The organism is Variovorax sp. 01N425 (assembly GCF_056399465.1).
In genome coordinates, this window is record NZ_JBFTRJ010000012.1 from 55,819 (window position 1) to 74,528 (window position 18,710).

Genomic DNA, 18,710 nt, shown 5'->3' on the forward strand with positions numbered 1-18,710 from the left:
TGTAGGAACAGCCGCCGCCGCCCACAACGCTCCACATGTGCCCAGCGTTCGATCATCGGACGCGTGCGTGCATTGTTCGCACGGATTAGGGGTTAGACCTAGGGCCGTCCCCCGGGCTCGGAGCCCGCACTTCTCAAAGGCTGCGCCAGTAATCGATCAGCAGCTGCGTGAACTCGACCGGCCGCTCCACCGCGCTCAGGTGCGCCGCGTCGATGGTGGCCAGGCGCGCGCCGGGAATGGCGGCCGCAATGGCTTCGGACATCGCCAGCGGCGTGGCCTCGTCCTGCAGGCCCGCGATCACCAGCGTGGGCACGGCGATACGGCGGTTGCTGTCGCGGAAATCGATGGCGGCCACCGCGTTGCAGCTTTCGATGTAGCCCTGTGCATCGGTGCGCACCAGCACGTCGTGCAGCGCCTCGGCCGCGGCCTTGCCCTCCTGCGTGGTGACGTAGCCGTGCGTGAGCCAGCGCGCCACCGCGCCCGGCGCAATGGCGGCCACGCCCTTGGCGGCGACCGTCTCGGCGCGCGCGCGCCAGGGCGACTGGTCGGGGTAGTGGGCCGACGAATTCGCGATCACCACGCTGCGCAGCAGCTCGGGATGGCGCACCGCCAGCGCCTGCGCGGTCATGCCGCCCATCGACAGGCCGACGAAGTGCACCGGCTCCCCGCCGGCCTCGCGCTGGATGAGCTCGGCCGCGTCCTGCGCCAGCGTCTCCACGCGCAGCGCACCCGGCACCACCTGCGAGCCGCCATGGTTGCGGTGGTCGTAGCGGATCACGGTGTGGGCGCGCGCAAGCTGCTCGGCCACGCCGTCCCACATGTGCAGGTCGCAGCCCAGCGCATGGCTCAGCACGACAAAAGGACCGCTGCCTTCGCGGACGACGTTCAAACGGGTCATGTTGATTCCTTTTCTTTGATCGGATGTTGAAGACGGGGCAGCCAGAGGAACGCGATGGCCAGCAACCCGCAGCCCGCGAGCAGCATCGGAACGACCATCGGCCAGGCGCCGTTCGAAAAATTGGTGTCGACGAACTGCGCGGCCACCTGCCCGACGCTGAACGCCACCATCATCATGCCGAAACCCGACCACGACACGGCCCGCCCCGCAAGGTGCGGCAGGTCGCCCACGGCGCCGGCCTGGCCGCAGGGCTGGTGGATGCCGTGGCCCAGGCAATAGACCGCGTGGCCCGCGAGCAGCGGCAGCGCGCTGTGCGGCGCCAGCCAGCAGCCCAGCGCCTGGATCGCCGCGCCCGTGATGCTCAGCGTGGCGCCCAGCTGCACGGTGCCCACCGGCCCGTACCGGCGCAGCAGCCGCCGGCACATCGTGGTGCTGAAGATGTAGACCAGCGAGCCGCCGGCGGGAATCCAGCCGTACATCGCGGGCGACCAGCCCAGGTAGCCGATGTAGACCATCGGCGACAGCAGCAGGAAGCAGAAAAGGCCGCCGTAGGTGGTTGCGGCCACCGAGGCCCAGGCCCGGAAGCTGCGGCTCGCGAACACGGCGCGGGTGCTGCCGCGCGGCGCCGAAGGCTCGCCCGCCAGCGGCCGCCGCGTTTCCGCGAACGAGCGCCAGCAGAGGGCAAGCAGCACCAGCGCGTAGAGCGCCATCGACGCCATCACCCAGCGCCAGCCGGCGCCCTGCACCAGCCATGCGCCCAGGAGCGGCGCCAGCAGCCCCACCACGCCCAGGCCCGTGAGCCCGCGCGCCATCACGTGCGGACCTTCGTGCGCGGGATAGAGGTCGCGCACCGCGGCGCGCGCGCACACCAGGATGGCCGCCATCGAAAAGCCCTGCAGCGTGCGCCAGCCCGCGAGCACCGCCACGCTGCCGGCGAAGGCGCCGCCCAGCGCCGCGATCGCGTAGCAGCCGAGCCCCGCCAGCAGCACCGGCCGGCGGCCGAAGCGGTCGGCCAGCGGGCCGCACAGCAACTGTGCAAAACCGAAGGCCAGCACAAAGAGCGTGAGGCTGGTGCTGGCCGAGCCCAGCTCCTTGGCGATGGCGGGCAGCGCGGGCAGGTAGCTGTCGGTGGCCACGGGCTGCGCTGCGAGCAGCAGCGGCAGCAGCAGGCCGAAGCCGATCTCGAACCGGTCCTTGCGGATGCGCGGCCCGGTCACTGGGCGGCCGCGGCCAGCAAGCCCTTCTCGCGCAAGATGCCGGCCGCAATGCCGAAGGCGTGGTTCGCCACCGGCACGCCGCAGTAGATGGCCGCCATCATGATGACTTCCTTGATGTCCTCGGGCGTGAGGCGCGATTCGGGCGGGCCGTCGAGCGCGGCGCGCACGTGCATCGCGAATTCTTCATAGGCGTGGATGCCCAGCATCATCGACAGCACCATGTAGCGGCGCGTCTTGTCGCCGAGCGCGGGCCGGCCCCAGATGTCGTTCCAGGCATGGCGGGTGATGAGCTCCTGGAATTCGGCGTTGAACGCGTTGCGGTTGGCGAGCGACTTGTCGACCCAGGCGTCGCCGAGCACGCGGCGGCGGTTGACGAGGCCGGCTTCGTAGTCGTTGGAAGGTGGGGTGCTTGCTTCGTCGGTCATCAGGGGGTGTCTTTCGCAATCAGTTGGGCGCGCAGTGCCGCGACTTGCCGCAGCGCGGTTTCGCCGGCCGGGCCGGCCAGCGCGGGGTCGAACCATTCGTCCGCCGCCTCGCGCGGCAGCTCCGCGCGCAGGGTGTCGATGTTGGCGCGCATGCGCGCCGCGTCGATCTGCAGGCCGGGCAGCGCACTGGCCAACGCACGCGCGCTGCCGTGCGCCGACATCAGCAGCTGCGGCCATTCGGCCAGTTCGGCCTGCCAGCCGCCGAGCGCACGCTCGTGTTCCTGCGGCATCGCGGCCAACAGTGCGGCCACCCGCTGCGGCGCGCGCTGGGCCGCGGCCAGTGCCACCATCGCCGCCACCGGGTTGCGCTTGTGCGGCATTGCGGAGGAGCCGCCGCGGCCCGGCTCGGTGGGCTCTGCCACCTCGCCGACCTCGTACTGGCCCATGAGCGCGATGTCGCGCGCGATCTTGCCGAGGCTGCCCGTGAGCAGCCCCAGCTCGCAGCCGAGCGCGACCCATTCGTCGCGCTGCGTGTGCCAGGTGGCGCCGGCATTGCCGAGGCCGAGCTCGTCCGCCACGCGCTGCACGACGGCCGCGCCCTGCCCCTTCATCTGCGAGAGCGTGCCGACGGCGCCGCCGAGCTGCACGCTCAGCGCATGGCGCGCGGCGCCCCGCAGGCGGGCCCGGCTGCGCACCAGCGGCGCGGCCCAGCCGGCGCACTTGAGGCCGAAGCTCGTGACCGACGCAGGCTGCATCAGCGTGCGCGCAAGGATCGGCGTGGCCGCATGCTGCGTGGCGTGCTGCAGCAGCGCCTCGATGGCGCGGTCGACATCGGCCTCGATCAGCGCGATGCCTTCGCGCGTGACCAGCGCCATTGCGGTGTCGATCACGTCCTGGCTGGTGCTGCCGAAATGCACGAAGGGCACGGCGGCGGGATTGAACAGGCCCACGGCCTCCTTCAAGGCCTTGACCAGCGGAATCGCGACGCTGCCGGCGCGGCCGCTGTCGCGCACGATCTTGGCCACGTCGAACAGCTCGACCTTGCAGCTGCCGACGATCGAATGCGCGGCCGTCTCCGGCACCAGCCCGAGCGCGGCCTGCGCGCGGGTCAATGCGGCCTCGAAGCGCAGCATCGCGCCGACGAAGTTGTGGTCGCTGAAGGCGGAAAGCGTCTCGGACGTGGAAAGGAAGCCTTCGAAAATGCTCATGGTGAATGTGTTCTTGCGTCAAAAAAATCGAGCGAGCGCAACCGCATTACACCGCGTCTTCCCTCGCGCCGCACGGCAGCGGGCAGGCGTTGCACTCGCTCAGTAGCTGATCTTCGCCTCGGCGCGCAGCGCATCGGCCGTGGCGGTGCCGAAGCCGAAGAACTCGAGGTACGCGGGAATCATCTCGAACAGCATGTCGGTGCCCACCTGCACGGCGCAGCCCTTGTCGCGGACGGCACGCAGCAGCGGCGTGTATTCGGACTTCATGACCACTTCGCCGACGAAGGTCGAGGCCGCGATGCGGTCCACGTCGAAGGGCAGCGGATCGCCCTCCTTCATGCCCAGCGGCGTGGCATTGACGACGAGGTCGAAGCCGGCCGGATCGTTCGAGCCGGTGGACACGGCCAGCGCCGGGTAGTGCGTGCGCAGCCGCCCGGCCAGCGCTTCGGCCGAAGCCGCGTAGGCATCGAAGAGCGCGATTTCCGCCACGCCGGCCGCGGCCAGCGAAGCGGCAATTGCCGAGCCCACGCCGCCGCTGCCGGAGACCAGCACGCGCGCGCCCTCGAGCACGCAGCCCTTGCGCAGCACGCCGCGCACGAAGCCGGCGCCATCGAACTGGTCGCCCACCAGCGTGCCGTCGGCGCGCTTGAGCACCGCGTTGCAGGCGCCGGCGATCTTTGCCGTTGGCGTGACTTCGTCGACCAGGCCCATGGTCGTGATCTTGTGCGGCATGGTCACCAGCGCACCGCGGATGTTGGTGAGCCGGAACAGCGCGGCGAAGGTTGCCGGATAGTCCTCGGGCTTCACGCCCATCGGCACCACGACGGCGTCGATGCCCTGCTTCTCGAACCAGGGGTTGTAGATCATCGGCGCCTTGAAGCTTTCGGTGGGAAAGCCCAGGTGCGCGACGAGGGTGGTCTTGCCGGAAATCATGGAAATCGGCCCGCCCTTATTTGCGGACCTTGGCGATTTCGGCGTACAGCTCCTTGACCACGGCCTCGCCCACCAGGGCGCTGTGCTTGTCCACCACCGGCTTGACCTTGTCGCGCAGGCGCTGCATTTCGGCGGGGCTGAATTCGGTCACCTGCATGCCGGCCTTCTTCAGGTCCTCCAGCGCGGCTTGCGCCTGCCCGCGCGACGTTTCGCGCTCGAACCTGGTGGCTTCTGCGGCCGCCTCGGTCATGATTTTCTTCTCGGTATCGCTGAGGGAATCCCAGAGCTTCTTGCCGACGATCAGCGCCTGCGGGTTGTAGACGTGCTGCGTGAGCGCGAGGTGCTTCTGCACTTCGGCGAACTTCGACGTGCGGATGACCGTGTTCGGGTTCTCCTGGCCGTCGACCGCCTTCTGCTCGAGCGCCGGATAGAGCTCAGGAAAGGGCATCGGCGTGGCATTGGCGCCCAGCGCATTGAAGAGATCGATGTAGATCGGCGACTGGATCACGCGGATCTTCAGGCCCGCCAGGTCTTCCACCTTGTTGATCGGGCGCTTGCTGTTGGTCACGTTGCGGAAACCCAGGTCCCAGTAGCCCAGGCCGATGAGGTTCTTGGCCGCGAGTTCCGAGAACAGCTTCTTGCCGAAAGGCCCGTCGGTCACCGCATCGGCTTCCTGCGGATTGGCGAACAGGAACGGGAAGTCGAAGACCGCGAAGGCCTTGACCTGGTTGGAGAGGATGCCGGCGTTGAGCACGGTCATCTCGATGGTGCCGCCCTGGAGGGCCGACACGGTCTGCACGTCGCCGCCGAGCGTGCCGCCCGGGAACAGCTTGACCTGCATCTTGTTGCCCGACTTCTGCGCGACGAGTTCGCCGAACTTCTTCGCGCCCAGGGCCTGCGGATGGTCGCCCTGGTTCTGGAACGCGAACTTGATCGAACGCTCCTTGATGTCCTGCGCAACGGCGGCGGCCACGGGCAGCAGCAGTGCGATGCCGAGGCAAAGGGCCCGGGTGAGGGTCTTCTTCATGGATGGTCTCCTTGGGGATTGAGTCAAAAAAAGAAACGTGAAACGTGGGGTCAGCCGGCGAACCAGCGCATGGGCACCATCACCAGCGAGGGGAAAAATACGAGCAGGAACATCACGATGAACTGCGCCGTCATGAACGGCAGCACGCCGCGCGTCACCTCGTCCATCTTCATCTTGCCGACGCCCGCCACCACGTTGAGCACCGTGCCCACCGGCGGCGTGATCAGCCCGATGGCGTTGTTGATGATGAACAGCACGCCGAAGTACACCGGGTCGATGCCCGCGGCCTTGACCACCGGCATCAGGACAGGCGTGAGGATCAGGATGGTCGGCGTCATGTCCATGGCCGTGCCGACCGCCATCACGAGCACCATGATCGCGATCAGCAACAGGGTCTGGTTGCCCATGAAGGGCTCCAGCAGGCTGATGAGCTTGCTCGGCAGGTCGGCCACCGTGATGAGCCAGGCCGAAACCATGGCCGCCGCCACCAGGAACATGATCACGGCCGTGGTCTTGGCCGCGCTCACGAAGACCCGGTAGAGCTGCGCGAAGTTCATCTCGCGGTAGACCACCATCGCAACGAACAGCGCGTAGACCGCCGCGACCACGGCCGCCTCGGTGGGCGTGAACACGCCCATCTTGAGGCCGACCAGCACGATCACCGGCAGGAACAGCGCCCAGAGCGACTCCTTGAAGGCCTTCGCGCGCTCGGCGCCGGTGGCCTTGGGCGCAGGCTGGACGTTCTCGCGCTTGGCAACCCACCACCACGCGATGGCGATGCCCGCCCCCAGCATGATGCCGGGCACGATGCCGGCCAGGAACAGCTTGCTGATCGACACGTTGGCGGCCACGCCGAAGATCACGAAGCCGATCGAGGGCGGGATGACCGGCGCGATGATGCCGGCCGAAGCGATGAGCCCCCCGGCGCGCGCCTTGTCATGGCCCGCGCGCACCATCATCGGCAGCAGCAGCGCCGCGAGCGCGGCTGTGTCCGCCACCGCCGAGCCCGACAGCGCGGCCAGCAGGCAGGCCGCCAGGATGGCGACGAAGCCGAGCCCGCCGCGGCGATGGCCGACGAGCGTCAGCGCCAGGTGGACGATGCGCTTGGAAAGGCCGCCGACGTTCATGATCTCGCCGGCCAGCATGAAGAACGGCACGGCAAGCAGCGGAAAGCTGTCGGCGCCGTTCACCACGTTCTGCGCGAGGATCTGCGCATCGAACAGGTCGAGGTGGACCATCAGTGCCACGCCCGAAAGCAGCAGCGAATAGGCAATTGGAATGCCCAGCGCCATGGCGGCGAGCAGCGAGCCGAGGAAGATGAATACGGTCATTGGGGGCTCCGGCTCTCAGCGCTTGCCATGGGGGTTGCCGTCGTCGCGCCCGAGCTGCGCAAGGTCCTCCGACTCCTGCACCATCACGAGCTCCTCTTCGCCCAGCCGGCCGGTGAGCGCGCGCACCAGGTCGCTCAGCAGGAACACCGCCGCCGACACCGCGAACACGATGCCCGAGGCGTAGAAGATCGCCACCGATGCGCCGGTCACCGGCGCCTCCACGTCCCAATTGATTTTTGCCTGCGCCAGGCTGCCGCTGAACAGCAGCCAGGTCGCATACAGCATGAGCAGATGGCCCACCACCAGGCAGATCTTCTTGCCCAGCACCGGCAGGCGGGCCACCAGGAAGTCGGTGCCCAGGTGCCCGCGCTCCTTGACCGCGACCGCCGCCCCCAGGAACGTGACCCACACGAACAGCCAGCGCGACACTTCCTCCGACACGGTGATGCCCGAGTTGAAGGCATAGCGAAGCACCACGTTGCCGAACACCAGCACCACCATGATGGCAAGCGCCAGCGCGATCAGCATGTCGAGCAGCTTGCAGTAGCCGTCGAAAATCCTTGTCATTGCGTCTCCTCCTTGTAAATTGGTTTCCTCTGTCAGGCCACGCTCGGGGATTGGTAGCGCAGGGGCTGCCTGATCTCTGCGGCCATGGCCGGCGGATAGATCAGCTCGCGCAGGAAATCCGCATCCTTGCGCAGCGCTTCGGCCGCATCCTTGTGGCCGAAGTACCCGAAGTAGTGCGGCATCTGCTGGATCAGCATCTCGAAGCCGGCCTGCGCATTGAGGCCGCGCGCGCGCGCCGCGCGCACCAGCGGCGTCGGCTGGTTGCGCAGCAGGATGTCGAACAGCGCGGCATGGCCGTCCATGCGCGCGACGTCCACGGGCAGCGCGTCGGCTTCGTCCAGGCCCAGCGGCGTGGCGTTGATGACGAGGTCGTAGCCTTCGGGCGCATTGCTGTCGACCGCCACCACGTTGGCGTCGAAGAAGGCGTCGAGCTTGGCCGCCACGCCGGCCGCCCTGCCGGCCGAGGTGTCGTAGAAGGCGATGTGCTCGGCGCCGTCGACCGTGCCGCCTTCGGCCAGCGCCACGCCGATGGCCGCGGCGCTCACGCCGGCGCCCAGGATCAGCACCCGCTTGCCGCGGAACGGAATGTTGAAGTGGTCCAGCGCGCCCAAGAGGCCTTCGCCGTCGAACAGGTCGCCCTCCAGCTCGCTGTTCTCGATGCGGCGCACCACGTTGACCGAGCCCGCCACGCGGCCGAACAGGCCGCAGCCGTCGAGCAGGTCGACCGCCAGCGGCTTGTGCGGCGGCGCAATCACCATGCCGCGCACGTTGCGCGCGAGGAAGGCCGACTTGAAGAACACCGCGAAATCGCGCAGCGGCACCTGCACGGGCACCAGCACCGCGTCGATGCCGAAGCGCTCGAAGGCGGCGTTGAACATCCGCGGCAGGCGTACGTTGCGCACGGGGTCGCCGGGAATCAGGTAAGCCAGGGTGCTGCCGCTGATGGAGGTGGTCATGTCTTGCCTCTTTTTTGTACGGCAATCGCTCCAGGACCATTGCCAAGGCGAACTTTAGCCACCTCTCCGTGGATTTCGCTCGGGAATCAAGCCCCAATCGATCGACAATCATCCTTGTTCGTTCGATGATCGTACATAAACAGGGTTTGTCCTGATCCGGCCGAGCCGCCGCGCAGCCCGCCGCACGGCACACTTCGGCCATGAGTACCGATGCCACCGATCTTTCCCCCGCGCCCGCCGGCCTCGACAAGCGCGACTGGATCGCCGGGCTGGAACGCGGCGTGAGCATCATCGAAGCCTTCGACGACGCCCATCCGCGCCTCACCGCCAGCCAGGCCGGCGAACGCACCGGCATGACGCGCACGGCCGCGCGGCGCTACCTGCTGACCCTGCAGCACATGGGCTACGTGGCGAGCGACGGCAAATTGTTCTGGCTCACGCCGCGCGTGCTGCGGCTTGGGCAGTCGTACCTCGACTCGGCCCGGCTGCCGCGCATCGTCCAGCCCTTCCTGCAGCGCGTGGCCGCCGGCACCAGCGAGATCGCCTACCTCAGCGTGATGGACGGCGACGAGGTGGTCTACATCGCGCGCAACGGACCCAACCGCAGCATGAGCACCGGCTACGTGCTGGGCGCGCGGGTGCCGGCGCAGGTCACGGCCGCGGGCATGCTGATGCTCGCGCTGCGCAGCGACGCCGAGCTGGCCGGCTGGCTCGCCACGCGGCAGCTGCAGGTGTTCACCTCGCACACCATCGCGAGCATGGAGCGCATGAAGCTGGAGCTCGCGCGCATCCGGGCACAGGGCTGGGCGCTGTCGGAGCAGCAGCTGGACCTCAATTCGCGCGGCATCGCGGTGCCGCTGCGCGACCGCCACGGCACGCTGGTGGGCGCGCTCAACATCACCATGCCGATGGGCCACGAAAGCTCCGAGGACGCGGTGGCGCGCGTGCTGCCGGTCCTGCGTGAAACCGCGCAGGCCATGCGCAACCTGATCTGACCGACAGCTTTCCGACAGCATCCGTGGGGCAGGATGCGGGCTTTCTTTCACACAAGCGATGGAGACAAGCACCATGTTCGACGACTTCTTCCTGAACGATCCGCAGCCCACGCGCCGCCAATGGCTGCAAGGCGGCAGCGCCCTGGCCCTGGGCGGCCTGCTGCCTTCGCTGGCCTCGGCCCAGGCCGGCTGGCCGAGCAAGTCGGTGCGCTTCGTCGTGCCCTTTGCGCCGGGCGGCAGCTCGGAGATCGTGGCGCGCTCCACCGCCGCCGAGCTCTCGCGCACGCTGGGCCAGAGCGTGTTCGTCGACAACAAGCCGGGCGCGGCCGGCAACATCGCAATGAGCGAGGTGGCGCGCAGCACCGACCAGCACACGATCATCCTCGGCCACATCGGCACGCTGGCGGTCAATCCGTTCATCTTCGCCAAGCTGCCCTACGACCCCAACAAGGACTTCAAGCCCGTGAGCCTGCTGGCCAAGGTGCCCAGCCTCTACGTGGTGCACCCCGACGTGCCCGCGAAGAACCTCAAGGAATTCATCGCCTACGCCAAGTCGAAGCCGGGCAAGCTGAGCTACGGCTCCGCGGGCAACGGCAGCGCGGGCCACCTGGCCTTCGAATACCTGAAGATGACCGCGGACGTGTTCATGCTGCACGTGCCCTACCGCGGCACCGGGCCGATGGTGACCGACCTGCTCTCGGGCCGGCTCGACGCCTCGGCCATCGGCGCCGCGGCCATCATTCCGTTCATCAAGGCCGGCAAGGTGCGCTGCATCGCCACCGGCTCGGCCAAGCGCCTGGCGCAGCTGCCCGACGTGGCCACGGTGGCCGAGCAGGGCTTCCCCGGCTTCGAGATGACGCAGTGGTACGGCATGCTCGCGCCGGCCAACATGGAGCCCGCGAACCTGGCCCGGCTCTCGGCCGAGACGATGAAGGCCGTGAAGTCGCCCGATTCGATGCAGCGGCTCACGGCCGATGCCGCCGAAGCCGTCGGCGGCACGCCCGAGCAGTTCGCGCAGTTCATCGCGGCCGAGCAGGCGCGCTGGAAGAAGGTCATTGCAAGGGCAAACATCAAGCCCGACTGACGGCGCAGCCCCTAGCATCGCGCCATGCGCATCCTGCTGGCCGAAGACGAACACACCCTGGGCACCTGGCTCTGCAAGGCGCTGGAGCATGCGGGCATCCAGGTCGAATGGGTGGACGATGGCCGGCTGGCAGACCGCGCCTTGCAGCAGCGCGACCACGACGCGCTGGTGCTCGACCTCGGCCTGCCGGGCATGGACGGCCACACGGTGCTGCAGCGGCTGCGCGAGCGCGACCAGCGGCTGCCCGCGCTGATCCTCACCGCGCGCGATTCGCTGAACGAGCGCGTGGCCTCGCTCAACGCGGGCGCCGACGACTTCCTCGCCAAGCCCTTTGCGCTGGCCGAGCTCGAGGCGCGGCTGCATGCGCTGGTGCGCCGCGCGCGCGGCGTGGAGCATCCGCGCCTGGCCTGCGGCCCGCTCGCGTACGACGGCGCGCGCCGCCAGTTCGTGCTGGGCGGCGAGGCGCTGGCGCTGTCGCCGCGCGAACAGGCGGTGCTGCGCGCGCTGGTGCAGCGCAGCGGCGAGCCGCTGTCCAAGCAGCAGATCCTCGACCGCGTGTTCTCCGACGACGACGAGGTGCATCTGGAAGCTGTCGAGGTGCTGGTCTACCGGCTGCGCAAGCGGCTCGACGGCAGCGGCGTGCGCATCGTGACGCTGCGCGGCCTGGGCTACGTGCTGGAGACCGAGTGAGCATTGCGGCTCGCCTGCGGCGCGCTAGCCTGTGGCAGCGGCTCGCGCTGCTGCTGTTCCCTGCCCTGCTGCTGGTGACCGGCATCGAGCTGTGGATGACGCGGCACGACGCGCTGGCCGCCGCCAATGCGGCCTACGACCGTTCGCTGCTCGGCGCGCTCAAGTCGATCGACGCCAACATCTCCACGGCCTCGGGCGGCCTCTCGGTCGAGCTGCCCTACACGATGTTCGAGTTCTTCGAGCTCACGGCCAGCGGCCAGGTGTTCTTTCGCGTGGCGACCTCCGACGGGCTGGTCGAACTCGGCAGCGCCGACCTGCCCGCGCCGCCCGCCACGCTGGCCATGGGCGTGCCGGCCTTTTACGACGCAACCTACTTCGGCGAGTCCGTGCGGCTGGCGGCCTACCGGCGCGACCTCGACCGCGCGCCGGCCGGCAGCACCGGACGCAGCGTGCTGATCCAGGTGGGCGAAAGCACGCGCTCGCGGCAGGAGTTCACCGCACGTTTTGTCCGCAGCGCCGCGCTGCGCGACGGGCTGGTGCTGGCGATGCTGCTGTGCGGCACCGCGCTTGCGCTTGCGGCGGCGCTGCGGCCGCTGTCGAGGCTGGCGCGCGAGGTGCAGGCCCGCACGCCGGACGACCTGACGCGCATCGCGGAGGCCGACCTGCCGGCCGAGGTACGCCCGCTCGTCGCAGCGGTCAACCAGCAGATGTCGCGCACGCAGGAACTGGTGGCGCAGCAGCGCCAGTTTCTCGACGATGCGTCCCACCAGCTGCGCACCCACCTCACCACGCTGCAGATGCAGGCCGACTACGCGAAGCGCGAGCAGGACCCGGCGCAGGTGCAGGCCACGCTCGATGCGCTCGGCACCGAGATCGGCCGAGCGACGCGCAGCGCGCAGCAGCTGCTTGCGCTGGGCCGCAGCGACACGGTGGCGGTGGAACCCGCCGAATTCGACCTTGCGGCGCTGCTGCGCGAAGTGGCCGTCGACCTGCTGCCGCTCGCGCGCGCCAAGCGCATCGACCTGGGCATCCATGCGCCCGCGCCGGAGTTCTTCGCGGTGGCGGACCGCGGGCTGCTGCGCGAGGCGTTGAGCAACCTTGTGGCAAACGCCGTCGCCTACACGCCGGCCGAAGGCACGATCACGCTCTTCGCGGCGGGCGATGCGGCGGGCTGGAGCCTCAACGTCGAAGACGACGGTCCGGGCCTGAGCGGCGAAGAGCGCGCCGCGCTGGGCCAGCGCTTTCGCCGCGGCGCCCGCGCGGGCAAGGGCGGCTTCGGCCTCGGCCTGGCCATTGCACGCTCCATCGCGCAGCGGCACCGGGGAGAGCTGCGGCTCGAGGCACGCGAGGCAGGCACGGGCCTGCATGCGATCATCTGGTGGCCTCGGCCGGCCGCCAGCTAGCCGGGCGCACACAGCCCATGCCGATCCCCTCTGCTACCCGCCGCCATGCGCTTCGCGCACTGTCGGCATTGCTGCTGCCCGGAAGTCTTCGCGCCACTGCGGCCTCGGCCAACGATCCGTCCGAGGCCGCGGCGGACTGCATCATTCCCGCCAAGGCCGGCGGCGGCTTCGACCTCACCTGCGCCCTCGCGCGCGACGCGCTGCAGGCGGTGCGCCCGAGGCGTCCGCCATTGGGCCAGCGCTACCTGCCGGGCGGCATCGGTGCGGTGGCCTTCGACCGCATTGCCACCGGCCGGCTCGGCGGACCGGGCACGCTGGTGGCGTTCTCGAGCGGCTCGCTGCTCAATCTTGCGCAAGGCCGCTTCGGGCCGCACCCGCCTACGGCGGTGCGCTGGATCGCCACGCTCGGCACCGACTACGGCGTGATCGCCGTTCACCGCGACTCCCCCTACAAGCGCCTGCCGGACCTGATCGCCGCCCTGCGGCAGGAGCCCTCGCGCGTGGCCTTCGGCGCGGGCGGCACGGTCGGCAGCCAGGACTGGGTGAAGGCCGCACTGCTGGTGCGCGCCGCGGGCCGCGACCACCGGGCCATGCGCTTCGTGTCCTTCGAAGGCGGTGGCGATGCGCTGGGCGCGCTGCAGGGAAGGCACGTCGATGTGTTCCCGGGCGATGCAGCCGAAGCGCTGCAGGCCATTGCGGGCGGCGCGGCGGTGCGCCTGCTGGCCGTGCTCTCGCAGGCGCGGCTGGGCGGTGCGCTCGCCGGCGTGCCGACCGCGCGCGAGCAAGGCGTGGACATCGTCTGGCCGACCGTGCGCGGCCTGTACCTGAGCGCGAACGTGCCCGATGCCGCCATGCGCGCCTGGACCGCGGCCTTCGCCGAAGCCGCGGCCGCGCCCGGCTATGCGGCGCTGCGCGAACGGCACGGCCTATATCCTTTCGCGCTCACCGGCGCCGCGCTCGACGACTACGTGCAGGCGCGCATCAAGACCTACCAGGCGCTCGCGGACGAACTCGGACTGCGCCGCTGGAAGCCCTGAGCACACGAAGCAGCACCGGCCGATGCCGCATCCCGTCAGCGGCCGGCCCCTGGGCGCGCTCACGCCAATGGGCGGGGCAGTGATCTTCTCCGTAGCGGTTTCGGGACGGATTCCGTCAAGACGCATGGCGCAGGCCTACAGATGCGCACGGTCCCTGCCGTTTACAACGGCTGGACACGAGCACGGAGCCTGGGCCATGAGCCTGCAACACAGGATCGACACCTTCAAGCCGCGCGAGGCCTCGCAGTCCCGCGGCGGCTCCGAACGGTACTGGGCCCCGTGCCTGGCGGTGGCGCTGGTGGCGGTGTCCCTCTTCTACGTGACGTTGAAAGACCTGGTGCACGAGAACGCGGCGCGCACGCCGGCTACGCCACCTGCGGTCATGCCAGCCTATGTCGAGGCCATCCAATCGGCCGGCCGCCTCGGGCTGCCGGATTCGGTGAAACGTTCATCGGTGGAGCCGGCCATGCCGGTGTTCCATCGCGCATCGCCGGCGAATGCGAACTTCGAAGCTCCCGTCGAGCCCGCCAGGGCGGCACCCGCCGTCACCGTGGTGAGCAAGTGCCTCATGCCCAATGGCAATCCGATCTATTCCGACGGCCCCTGCCCCGCGGGAGCCAGCGCGACCACGCTGCGGCTGCCGCGCGACCTGCACGCGTCGGCGAGCCAGTGAGCGCAGTCAGGCGGTGGGGAGCACGAATTCCTCGGCGCTGAAGACCGTATGGAAAACGGTCCCGTCGAACATGTCGAAGAGCGCCTTGGACGCTTCGCGGCTTTCGTAGCGAACGGGTGAATCGAGAGCGCGCGCGATGTCTTCGCGGGTCGCGTAGCGGATGGACAGCACCATCGCGAGCTCGGGATCGCCCACATCGCTTTCCAGCTGGCGCAGCACGCGCACTTCGAGCGCGCCGGGAAAGCGGGTCCACAGCGGCACAAGCGTCTCGTGCACATGGCGGTCGAAAGCCTGCTCCATGCCGGGCTTGACCCGCCCCTTGAAAAACGCGCAGCGGATGAACATGATTTTTCGTTTCCTTGATTGAGTTCGACGGGATGGGAATCGGCGCGTGTTCAGCCGCGGGCATAGCCGTCGAACTGCCGCATCATGGCCGCGGTGTCCTCGGGCCCGAGGCCGGCCGCCACGAAGGTGCGATGCAGCTCCGAGACGATGCCCGCAAGCGGCAACGGCAGCCGTTGGCCTTGCGCAAAACTCTGGACCGCCTCGAGATCCTTGAGCATGTTGTCGATGCGGCCTGTCGGCGTGTAGTCGCGCGCGGCCATCTTGGGCCCGAACTCGCGCAGGATCTGGCTGTCGGCGCGGCCGCCGGCGAGGGCCGCGGGCAGCTTCGAGGCATCGACGCCGCCGGCTTCGGCGATTCGCACCGCCTCGGCCACGGCCTGGAAGCCGATGGCACACAGCAGCTGGTTGACCAGCTTGGTGGTCTGCCCGGCGCCGCTCTCGCCCATGTGGGTGTAGTTGGCGCAGAGGCTGTCCATGACGGCGCGGGCGCGCGTCACGTCCTCCACGCTGCCGCCCGCCATCACCGTCAGTTGCCCGAGCAGCGCCTTGGGCGCGCCGCCCGAGAGCGGCGCATCCACGAAGCCCATGCCCGTGCGTTCGCGCAATGTCTGCGCGAGCCGGCGCGTGGACGGCGGATCGATGGAGGACATGTCGATCACCAGCCGCTGCGCGTCCGCCGGCGCATCGACCACGCCGTTTTCGCCGAACAGTGCGCGCTCGACCACGGCGGCCGCGTTGAGGCTCGTGATCACGAAGTCGCTCGCGGCCGCTGCGTCGGCCGCGGTGGGAGCGGCGTGGGCGCCCTGCGCCTGCAGCGCCTGGACCTTGGCCTTGTCGGGATCGAACACGCTCACTGCGTGCCCGCATTCGAGCAATCGGCGCGCAATCGCCGAGCCCATGATGCCCACGCCGATCACGGCGATGCGCTGGCGGTGGAATGTCATGGTCAGAGGCTGGCGGTGATGCCGCCGTCGACGTAGAGGATGTGGCCGTTGACGAAGCTCGAGGCATCCGAGGCCAGGAAGATGGCCGCGCCGCCCAGCTCCTGCACATCGCCCCATCGTCCGGCCGGCGTGCGGCCCGAGAGCCATGCGGTGAAGGCTTCGTCGTTCACCAGCGCCTCGGTGAGTTCGGTCTTGAAGTAGCCGGGGCCGAGGCCGTTGACCTGGATGCCGTGCTTGCCGAGATCGATCGCCATGCCCTTGGTGAGCATCTTCACCGCGCCCTTGGTGGCGGCGTAGGGCGCGATGTTGGGCCGCCCCAGTTCGCTCTGCACCGAGCACACGTTGATGATCTTGCCGCGCTTGCGCTCGATCATGCGCTGCGCCACGAAGCGGCCGACGAGGAACACGCTGTCGATGTTGGTGGTGGTGATCTTGTGCCAGGCATCGATCGGAAACTCCGCGAAGGGACCGCGATGCTGCATGCCGGCGTTGTTGACGAGGATCTCGATCGGGCCGATCTCCGCTTCGATGCGGGCCACGCCGGCTTCCACGGCAGCGGCGTCGGTGACGTCGAAGGACACGGCCTCGGCTGCCACGCCCTGGGTGCGCAGCGCATCGCGGGCCGCGGCGAGCGAAGCGGCATCGCGCGCATTGAGCACGACGCGAGCGCCGGCCGCACCGAGCGCCGCCGCCAGCGCGAAGCCGATGCCCTTGCTGGAGCCGGTAATGAGGGCGATACGCCCGGACAGGTCGAACAATTTCAAGAAAAGCTCCTTGGGGAGGAAAGCGGATGCGGATGGGTGTGTGACAGTCTCTTCAAGTTACCGGTATCTTTAATTATCGTCAATGGGTGAAACCTGTATTCCATCTCTCCTTCGCGGACTCTAGAGTTACCGATATCATATTTGCGATTCACCGCAGGAGAACCGTTTGACCGCTGCCACCCCATCCCCGCACGTGCTGATGCCCGGCACCTACCCCGAATGGGACATGGCACCCCTGCGGTCGCAGTACACGCTGCACCGCCTGTGGGAGGCACCCGACCGGCAGGCCTTCATCGCCGAACATGCGCCGAACATCCGCGCGGTCGCCACGCGCGGCGAACTGGGCGCGAACGCCGAGCTCATCGCCGCCCTGCCCGCTCTCGAACTGATCGCCTGCTACGGCGTGGGCACCGACGGCATCGACCTTGCGGCCTGCCGCGCCCGCGGCATCCGCGTGACCAACACGCCCGACGTGCTCAACGGCGACGTGGCCGACCTCGCTGTCGGGCTCACGCTGGCATTGCAGCGGCGCATTCCCGCGGGCGATGCCTTCGTGCGCAGCGGCGCCTGGGCCAACGGCGGCATGCCGCTGACCACGCGCGTCTTCGGCCAGCGCATCGGCATCGCCGGTTTCGGCCGCATCGGCAGCACCATCGCGCGGCGGCTTTCGGGCTTCGAGATGGAGCTGGGCTACTTCAGCCGCACGGCGCGCGAGGACAGCCCGCATCGCCACTTCGGCAGCCTCGCGGCCATGGCCGAATGGTGCGACGTGCTCATCGTCATCCTGCCCGGCGGCGAGGCCACGCGGGGCATCGTCAACGCGGAAGTGCTGCAGGCGCTGGGGCCCAATGGCTGGCTTGTGAACGTGTCGCGCGGCACCACGGTCGACGAGGGCGCGCTGCTGCAGGCGCTCGAGCAGCGCAGCATCGCAGGCGCGGCGCTCGACGTGTTCCAGAACGAGCCGCGCATCGACCCGCGCTTTGCGGCGCTCGACAATGTGGTGCTGCATCCGCACCATGGCAGCGGCACCGAGCAGACCCGCCGCGCCATGGGCGAGCTGGTGCGCCGCAACCTGCAGGCGCACTTCGGCGGCCTGCCTCTCATTACCCCCGTGGCCTGAAGGAGAAATTCCATGCGTATGCGTTGTATGTGCCTCGTGATCCATGCCCCCGACGACCTGCGGCTGGAGGAACAGGACGCGGGCGAGATCGGCCCGGGCCAGGTGCTGGTGAAGGTCGGCATGGGCGGCATCTGCGGCTCCGACCTGCACTACTTCCACAACGGCGGCTTCGGCACGGTGCGCATCAAGGAGCCGATGGTGCTGGGCCACGAGGTGGCCGGCACCGTGGTGGCCACGGCGCCCGGCGTCGACAGCGTGCGCATCGGCGACAAGGTCGCCATCAATCCGAGCCGCCCCTGCGGCGCCTGCAAGTTCTGTCTCGAAGGCCTGCCCAACCAGTGCCTGGAGATGCGCTTCTACGGCAGCGCCATGCGCATGCCGCACGTGCAGGGCGCATTCCGCAACATGCTGCTGTGCGAGGCCACGCAATGCGTGAAGGTGGCGGACCACGTGCCGCTGCGCCTCGCGGCGCTGGCCGAGCCGTTCTCGGTCGGGCTGCATGGCGTCTCGCGCGCAGGGCCGCTGCTGGGAAAGCGCGTGCTGGTGTCGGGCTGCGGGCCCATCGGCGTGCTGGCCATTGCGGCGGCGCGCGTGCACGGCGCGGCCGAGATCGTGGCGACCGACGTGGTCGACGAACCGCTCGCGATTGCACGCGCCATCGGCGCCGACCACGCCATCAACGTCGCGCAGGACAAGGCCTGGGTGTCGCGCTATTCGGCCGACAAGGGCACGTTCGACGTGATGCTCGAATGCTCGGGCAACGAACGCGCGCTGCGCGACGGGCTCGAGGTGATGCGCCCGCGCGGCGTGGTGGTGCAGCTGGGCCTGGGCGGCGACGTGAGCATTCCGCAGAACATGGTGGTGGCCAAGGAGCTCAGCATTTGCGGCTCGTTCCGCTTCCATGCGGAATTCGCGCTGGCGGTGCGGCTCATCAACGAAGGGCGGGTCGACCTGTCGCCGGTGGTGTCGCACACCTTTCCGATGCTGCAGGCGCGCGAGGCTTTCGAGCTGGCGAGCGACCGGAAGCAGGCGATGAAGGTGCTGATCGATTTTGCGGACGCCGGGGAAGCCGCAACCGCCTGAGCCTGCGCGG

The 18,710-nt window shown here is 69.2% G+C and carries 20 protein-coding genes; 8 read left to right on the forward strand and 12 right to left on the reverse strand.

Annotated features, from left to right (window positions below; translation table 11 throughout):
- Positions 1-133: 133 nt before the first annotated feature.
- From AC1DSC_RS21570 to AC1DSC_RS21610, 9 genes are all read right to left on the reverse strand, one after another.
- Positions 134-898, reverse strand: coding sequence for an alpha/beta fold hydrolase (locus AC1DSC_RS21570; protein WP_012748419.1), 765 nt, complete (start codon positions 896-898; stop codon positions 134-136).
- Positions 895-2,115, reverse strand: coding sequence for a multidrug effflux MFS transporter (locus AC1DSC_RS21575; RefSeq protein ID WP_012748420.1), 1,221 nt, complete (start codon positions 2,113-2,115; stop codon positions 895-897). The genes AC1DSC_RS21570 and AC1DSC_RS21575 overlap by 4 nt, the downstream gene beginning before the upstream one ends.
- Positions 2,112-2,540, reverse strand: a complete 429-nt coding sequence (locus tag AC1DSC_RS21580; protein WP_012748421.1) for a carboxymuconolactone decarboxylase family protein — start codon at positions 2,538-2,540, stop codon at positions 2,112-2,114. The genes AC1DSC_RS21575 and AC1DSC_RS21580 overlap by 4 nt, the downstream gene beginning before the upstream one ends.
- The gene (gene pcaB / locus AC1DSC_RS21585) at positions 2,540-3,748 is read right to left on the reverse strand and encodes a 3-carboxy-cis,cis-muconate cycloisomerase (protein WP_012748422.1); all 1,209 of its coding nucleotides are present in this window, start codon (positions 3,746-3,748) and stop codon (positions 2,540-2,542) included. The genes AC1DSC_RS21580 and pcaB overlap by 1 nt, the downstream gene beginning before the upstream one ends.
- A 99-nt stretch (positions 3,749-3,847) precedes the next feature.
- Positions 3,848-4,681, reverse strand: a complete 834-nt coding sequence (locus AC1DSC_RS21590) for a shikimate dehydrogenase family protein (protein ID WP_012748423.1) — start codon at positions 4,679-4,681, stop codon at positions 3,848-3,850.
- Between the two features lie 16 nt (positions 4,682-4,697).
- Positions 4,698-5,708 carry a TRAP transporter substrate-binding protein gene (locus AC1DSC_RS21595; protein WP_012748424.1) on the reverse strand — a complete coding sequence of 337 codons (1,011 nt, stop codon included), beginning with the start codon at positions 5,706-5,708 and terminating at the stop codon, positions 4,698-4,700.
- Between the two features lie 50 nt (positions 5,709-5,758).
- Positions 5,759-7,039, reverse strand: a complete 1,281-nt coding sequence (locus tag AC1DSC_RS21600) for a TRAP transporter large permease subunit (RefSeq protein ID WP_012748425.1) — start codon at positions 7,037-7,039, stop codon at positions 5,759-5,761.
- Positions 7,040-7,054: 15 nt separating this feature from the next.
- Complete coding sequence (locus AC1DSC_RS21605; RefSeq protein WP_012748426.1) at positions 7,055-7,606, reverse strand: TRAP transporter small permease; 552 nt, start codon at positions 7,604-7,606, stop codon at positions 7,055-7,057.
- A 32-nt stretch (positions 7,607-7,638) separates the two neighbouring features.
- Positions 7,639-8,562, reverse strand: a complete 924-nt coding sequence (locus AC1DSC_RS21610) for a shikimate dehydrogenase family protein (protein ID WP_012748427.1) — start codon at positions 8,560-8,562, stop codon at positions 7,639-7,641.
- A 200-nt stretch (positions 8,563-8,762) separates the two neighbouring features.
- Here AC1DSC_RS21610 and AC1DSC_RS21615 point away from each other — a divergent pair, with 200 nt between their 5' ends.
- The 6 genes from AC1DSC_RS21615 (at position 8,763) to AC1DSC_RS21640 (ending at position 14,444) form a co-directional block, all read left to right on the forward strand.
- The gene (locus tag AC1DSC_RS21615; protein WP_012748428.1) at positions 8,763-9,557 is read left to right on the forward strand and encodes an IclR family transcriptional regulator domain-containing protein; all 795 of its coding nucleotides are present in this window, start codon (positions 8,763-8,765) and stop codon (positions 9,555-9,557) included.
- Between the two features lie 73 nt (positions 9,558-9,630).
- Positions 9,631-10,641 (forward strand): Bug family tripartite tricarboxylate transporter substrate binding protein, encoded by a 1,011-nt coding sequence (locus AC1DSC_RS21620; protein ID WP_012748429.1) that lies wholly within the window; start codon positions 9,631-9,633, stop codon positions 10,639-10,641.
- Positions 10,642-10,665: 24 nt separating this feature from the next.
- Positions 10,666-11,331 carry a response regulator gene (locus AC1DSC_RS21625; RefSeq protein WP_012748430.1) on the forward strand — a complete coding sequence of 222 codons (666 nt, stop codon included), beginning with the start codon at positions 10,666-10,668 and terminating at the stop codon, positions 11,329-11,331.
- The gene (locus AC1DSC_RS21630; protein WP_012748431.1) at positions 11,328-12,734 is read left to right on the forward strand and encodes a sensor histidine kinase; all 1,407 of its coding nucleotides are present in this window, start codon (positions 11,328-11,330) and stop codon (positions 12,732-12,734) included. Before AC1DSC_RS21625 ends, AC1DSC_RS21630 begins: the two co-directional genes overlap by 4 nt.
- A 17-nt stretch (positions 12,735-12,751) precedes the next feature.
- Positions 12,752-13,771: a tripartite tricarboxylate transporter substrate-binding protein gene (locus AC1DSC_RS21635; RefSeq protein ID WP_012748432.1), complete on the forward strand. Its 1,020-nt coding sequence runs from the start codon at positions 12,752-12,754 to the stop codon at positions 13,769-13,771.
- Positions 13,772-13,967: 196 nt separating this feature from the next.
- The gene (locus tag AC1DSC_RS21640; protein ID WP_012748433.1) at positions 13,968-14,444 is read left to right on the forward strand and encodes a hypothetical protein; all 477 of its coding nucleotides are present in this window, start codon (positions 13,968-13,970) and stop codon (positions 14,442-14,444) included.
- Positions 14,445-14,450: 6 nt separating this feature from the next.
- Here the strand turns inward: AC1DSC_RS21640 and AC1DSC_RS21645 are convergent, their stop codons facing one another.
- The 3 genes from AC1DSC_RS21645 to AC1DSC_RS21655 are packed head-to-tail and all read right to left on the reverse strand — an operon-like array spanning position 14,451 to position 16,497.
- A complete protein-coding gene (locus AC1DSC_RS21645; protein WP_012748434.1) occupies positions 14,451-14,789 on the reverse strand; it encodes a putative antibiotic biosynthesis monooxygenase in 339 nt (112 codons plus the stop codon).
- A gap of 50 nt (positions 14,790-14,839) precedes the next feature.
- Positions 14,840-15,733, reverse strand: coding sequence for an NAD(P)-dependent oxidoreductase (locus AC1DSC_RS21650; protein WP_012748435.1), 894 nt, complete (start codon positions 15,731-15,733; stop codon positions 14,840-14,842).
- A 2-nt stretch (positions 15,734-15,735) separates the two neighbouring features.
- Positions 15,736-16,497, reverse strand: a complete 762-nt coding sequence (locus tag AC1DSC_RS21655; RefSeq protein WP_012748436.1) for a glucose 1-dehydrogenase — start codon at positions 16,495-16,497, stop codon at positions 15,736-15,738.
- A gap of 166 nt (positions 16,498-16,663) precedes the next feature.
- Between AC1DSC_RS21655 and AC1DSC_RS21660 the strand changes: the two genes are divergently transcribed.
- Both AC1DSC_RS21660 and AC1DSC_RS21665 read left to right on the forward strand, forming a co-directional pair.
- Positions 16,664-17,617: a 2-hydroxyacid dehydrogenase gene (locus AC1DSC_RS21660; RefSeq protein ID WP_012748437.1), complete on the forward strand. Its 954-nt coding sequence runs from the start codon at positions 16,664-16,666 to the stop codon at positions 17,615-17,617.
- A 12-nt stretch (positions 17,618-17,629) separates the two neighbouring features.
- Entirely contained in the window at positions 17,630-18,700 is a 1,071-nt protein-coding gene (locus AC1DSC_RS21665; protein WP_012748438.1) for an L-idonate 5-dehydrogenase, read from the forward strand.
- The last annotated feature ends 10 nt before the right edge of the window (positions 18,701-18,710 follow it).

Coding starts and splice junctions, on each gene's coding strand:
- AC1DSC_RS21570 (WP_012748419.1), bottom strand. CDS start 898: ATGACCCGTTTGAACGTCGTCCGCGAAGGCAGCGGTCCTTTTGTCGTG.
- pcaB (WP_012748422.1), bottom strand. CDS start 3,748: ATGAGCATTTTCGAAGGCTTCCTTTCCACGTCCGAGACGCTTTCCGCC.
- AC1DSC_RS21665 (WP_012748438.1), top strand. CDS start 17,630: ATGCGTATGCGTTGTATGTGCCTCGTGATCCATGCCCCCGACGACCTG.
- AC1DSC_RS21600 (WP_012748425.1), bottom strand. CDS start 7,039: ATGACCGTATTCATCTTCCTCGGCTCGCTGCTCGCCGCCATGGCGCTG.
- AC1DSC_RS21615 (WP_012748428.1), top strand. CDS start 8,763: ATGAGTACCGATGCCACCGATCTTTCCCCCGCGCCCGCCGGCCTCGAC.
- AC1DSC_RS21645 (WP_012748434.1), bottom strand. CDS start 14,789: ATGTTCATCCGCTGCGCGTTTTTCAAGGGGCGGGTCAAGCCCGGCATG.
- AC1DSC_RS21595 (WP_012748424.1), bottom strand. CDS start 5,708: ATGAAGAAGACCCTCACCCGGGCCCTTTGCCTCGGCATCGCACTGCTG.
- AC1DSC_RS21625 (WP_012748430.1), top strand. CDS start 10,666: ATGCGCATCCTGCTGGCCGAAGACGAACACACCCTGGGCACCTGGCTC.
- AC1DSC_RS21590 (WP_012748423.1), bottom strand. CDS start 4,681: ATGATTTCCGGCAAGACCACCCTCGTCGCGCACCTGGGCTTTCCCACC.
- AC1DSC_RS21605 (WP_012748426.1), bottom strand. CDS start 7,606: ATGACAAGGATTTTCGACGGCTACTGCAAGCTGCTCGACATGCTGATC.
- AC1DSC_RS21620 (WP_012748429.1), top strand. CDS start 9,631: ATGTTCGACGACTTCTTCCTGAACGATCCGCAGCCCACGCGCCGCCAA.
- AC1DSC_RS21640 (WP_012748433.1), top strand. CDS start 13,968: ATGAGCCTGCAACACAGGATCGACACCTTCAAGCCGCGCGAGGCCTCG.
- AC1DSC_RS21610 (WP_012748427.1), bottom strand. CDS start 8,562: ATGACCACCTCCATCAGCGGCAGCACCCTGGCTTACCTGATTCCCGGC.
- AC1DSC_RS21580 (WP_012748421.1), bottom strand. CDS start 2,540: ATGACCGACGAAGCAAGCACCCCACCTTCCAACGACTACGAAGCCGGC.
- AC1DSC_RS21650 (WP_012748435.1), bottom strand. CDS start 15,733: ATGACATTCCACCGCCAGCGCATCGCCGTGATCGGCGTGGGCATCATG.
- AC1DSC_RS21635 (WP_012748432.1), top strand. CDS start 12,752: ATGCCGATCCCCTCTGCTACCCGCCGCCATGCGCTTCGCGCACTGTCG.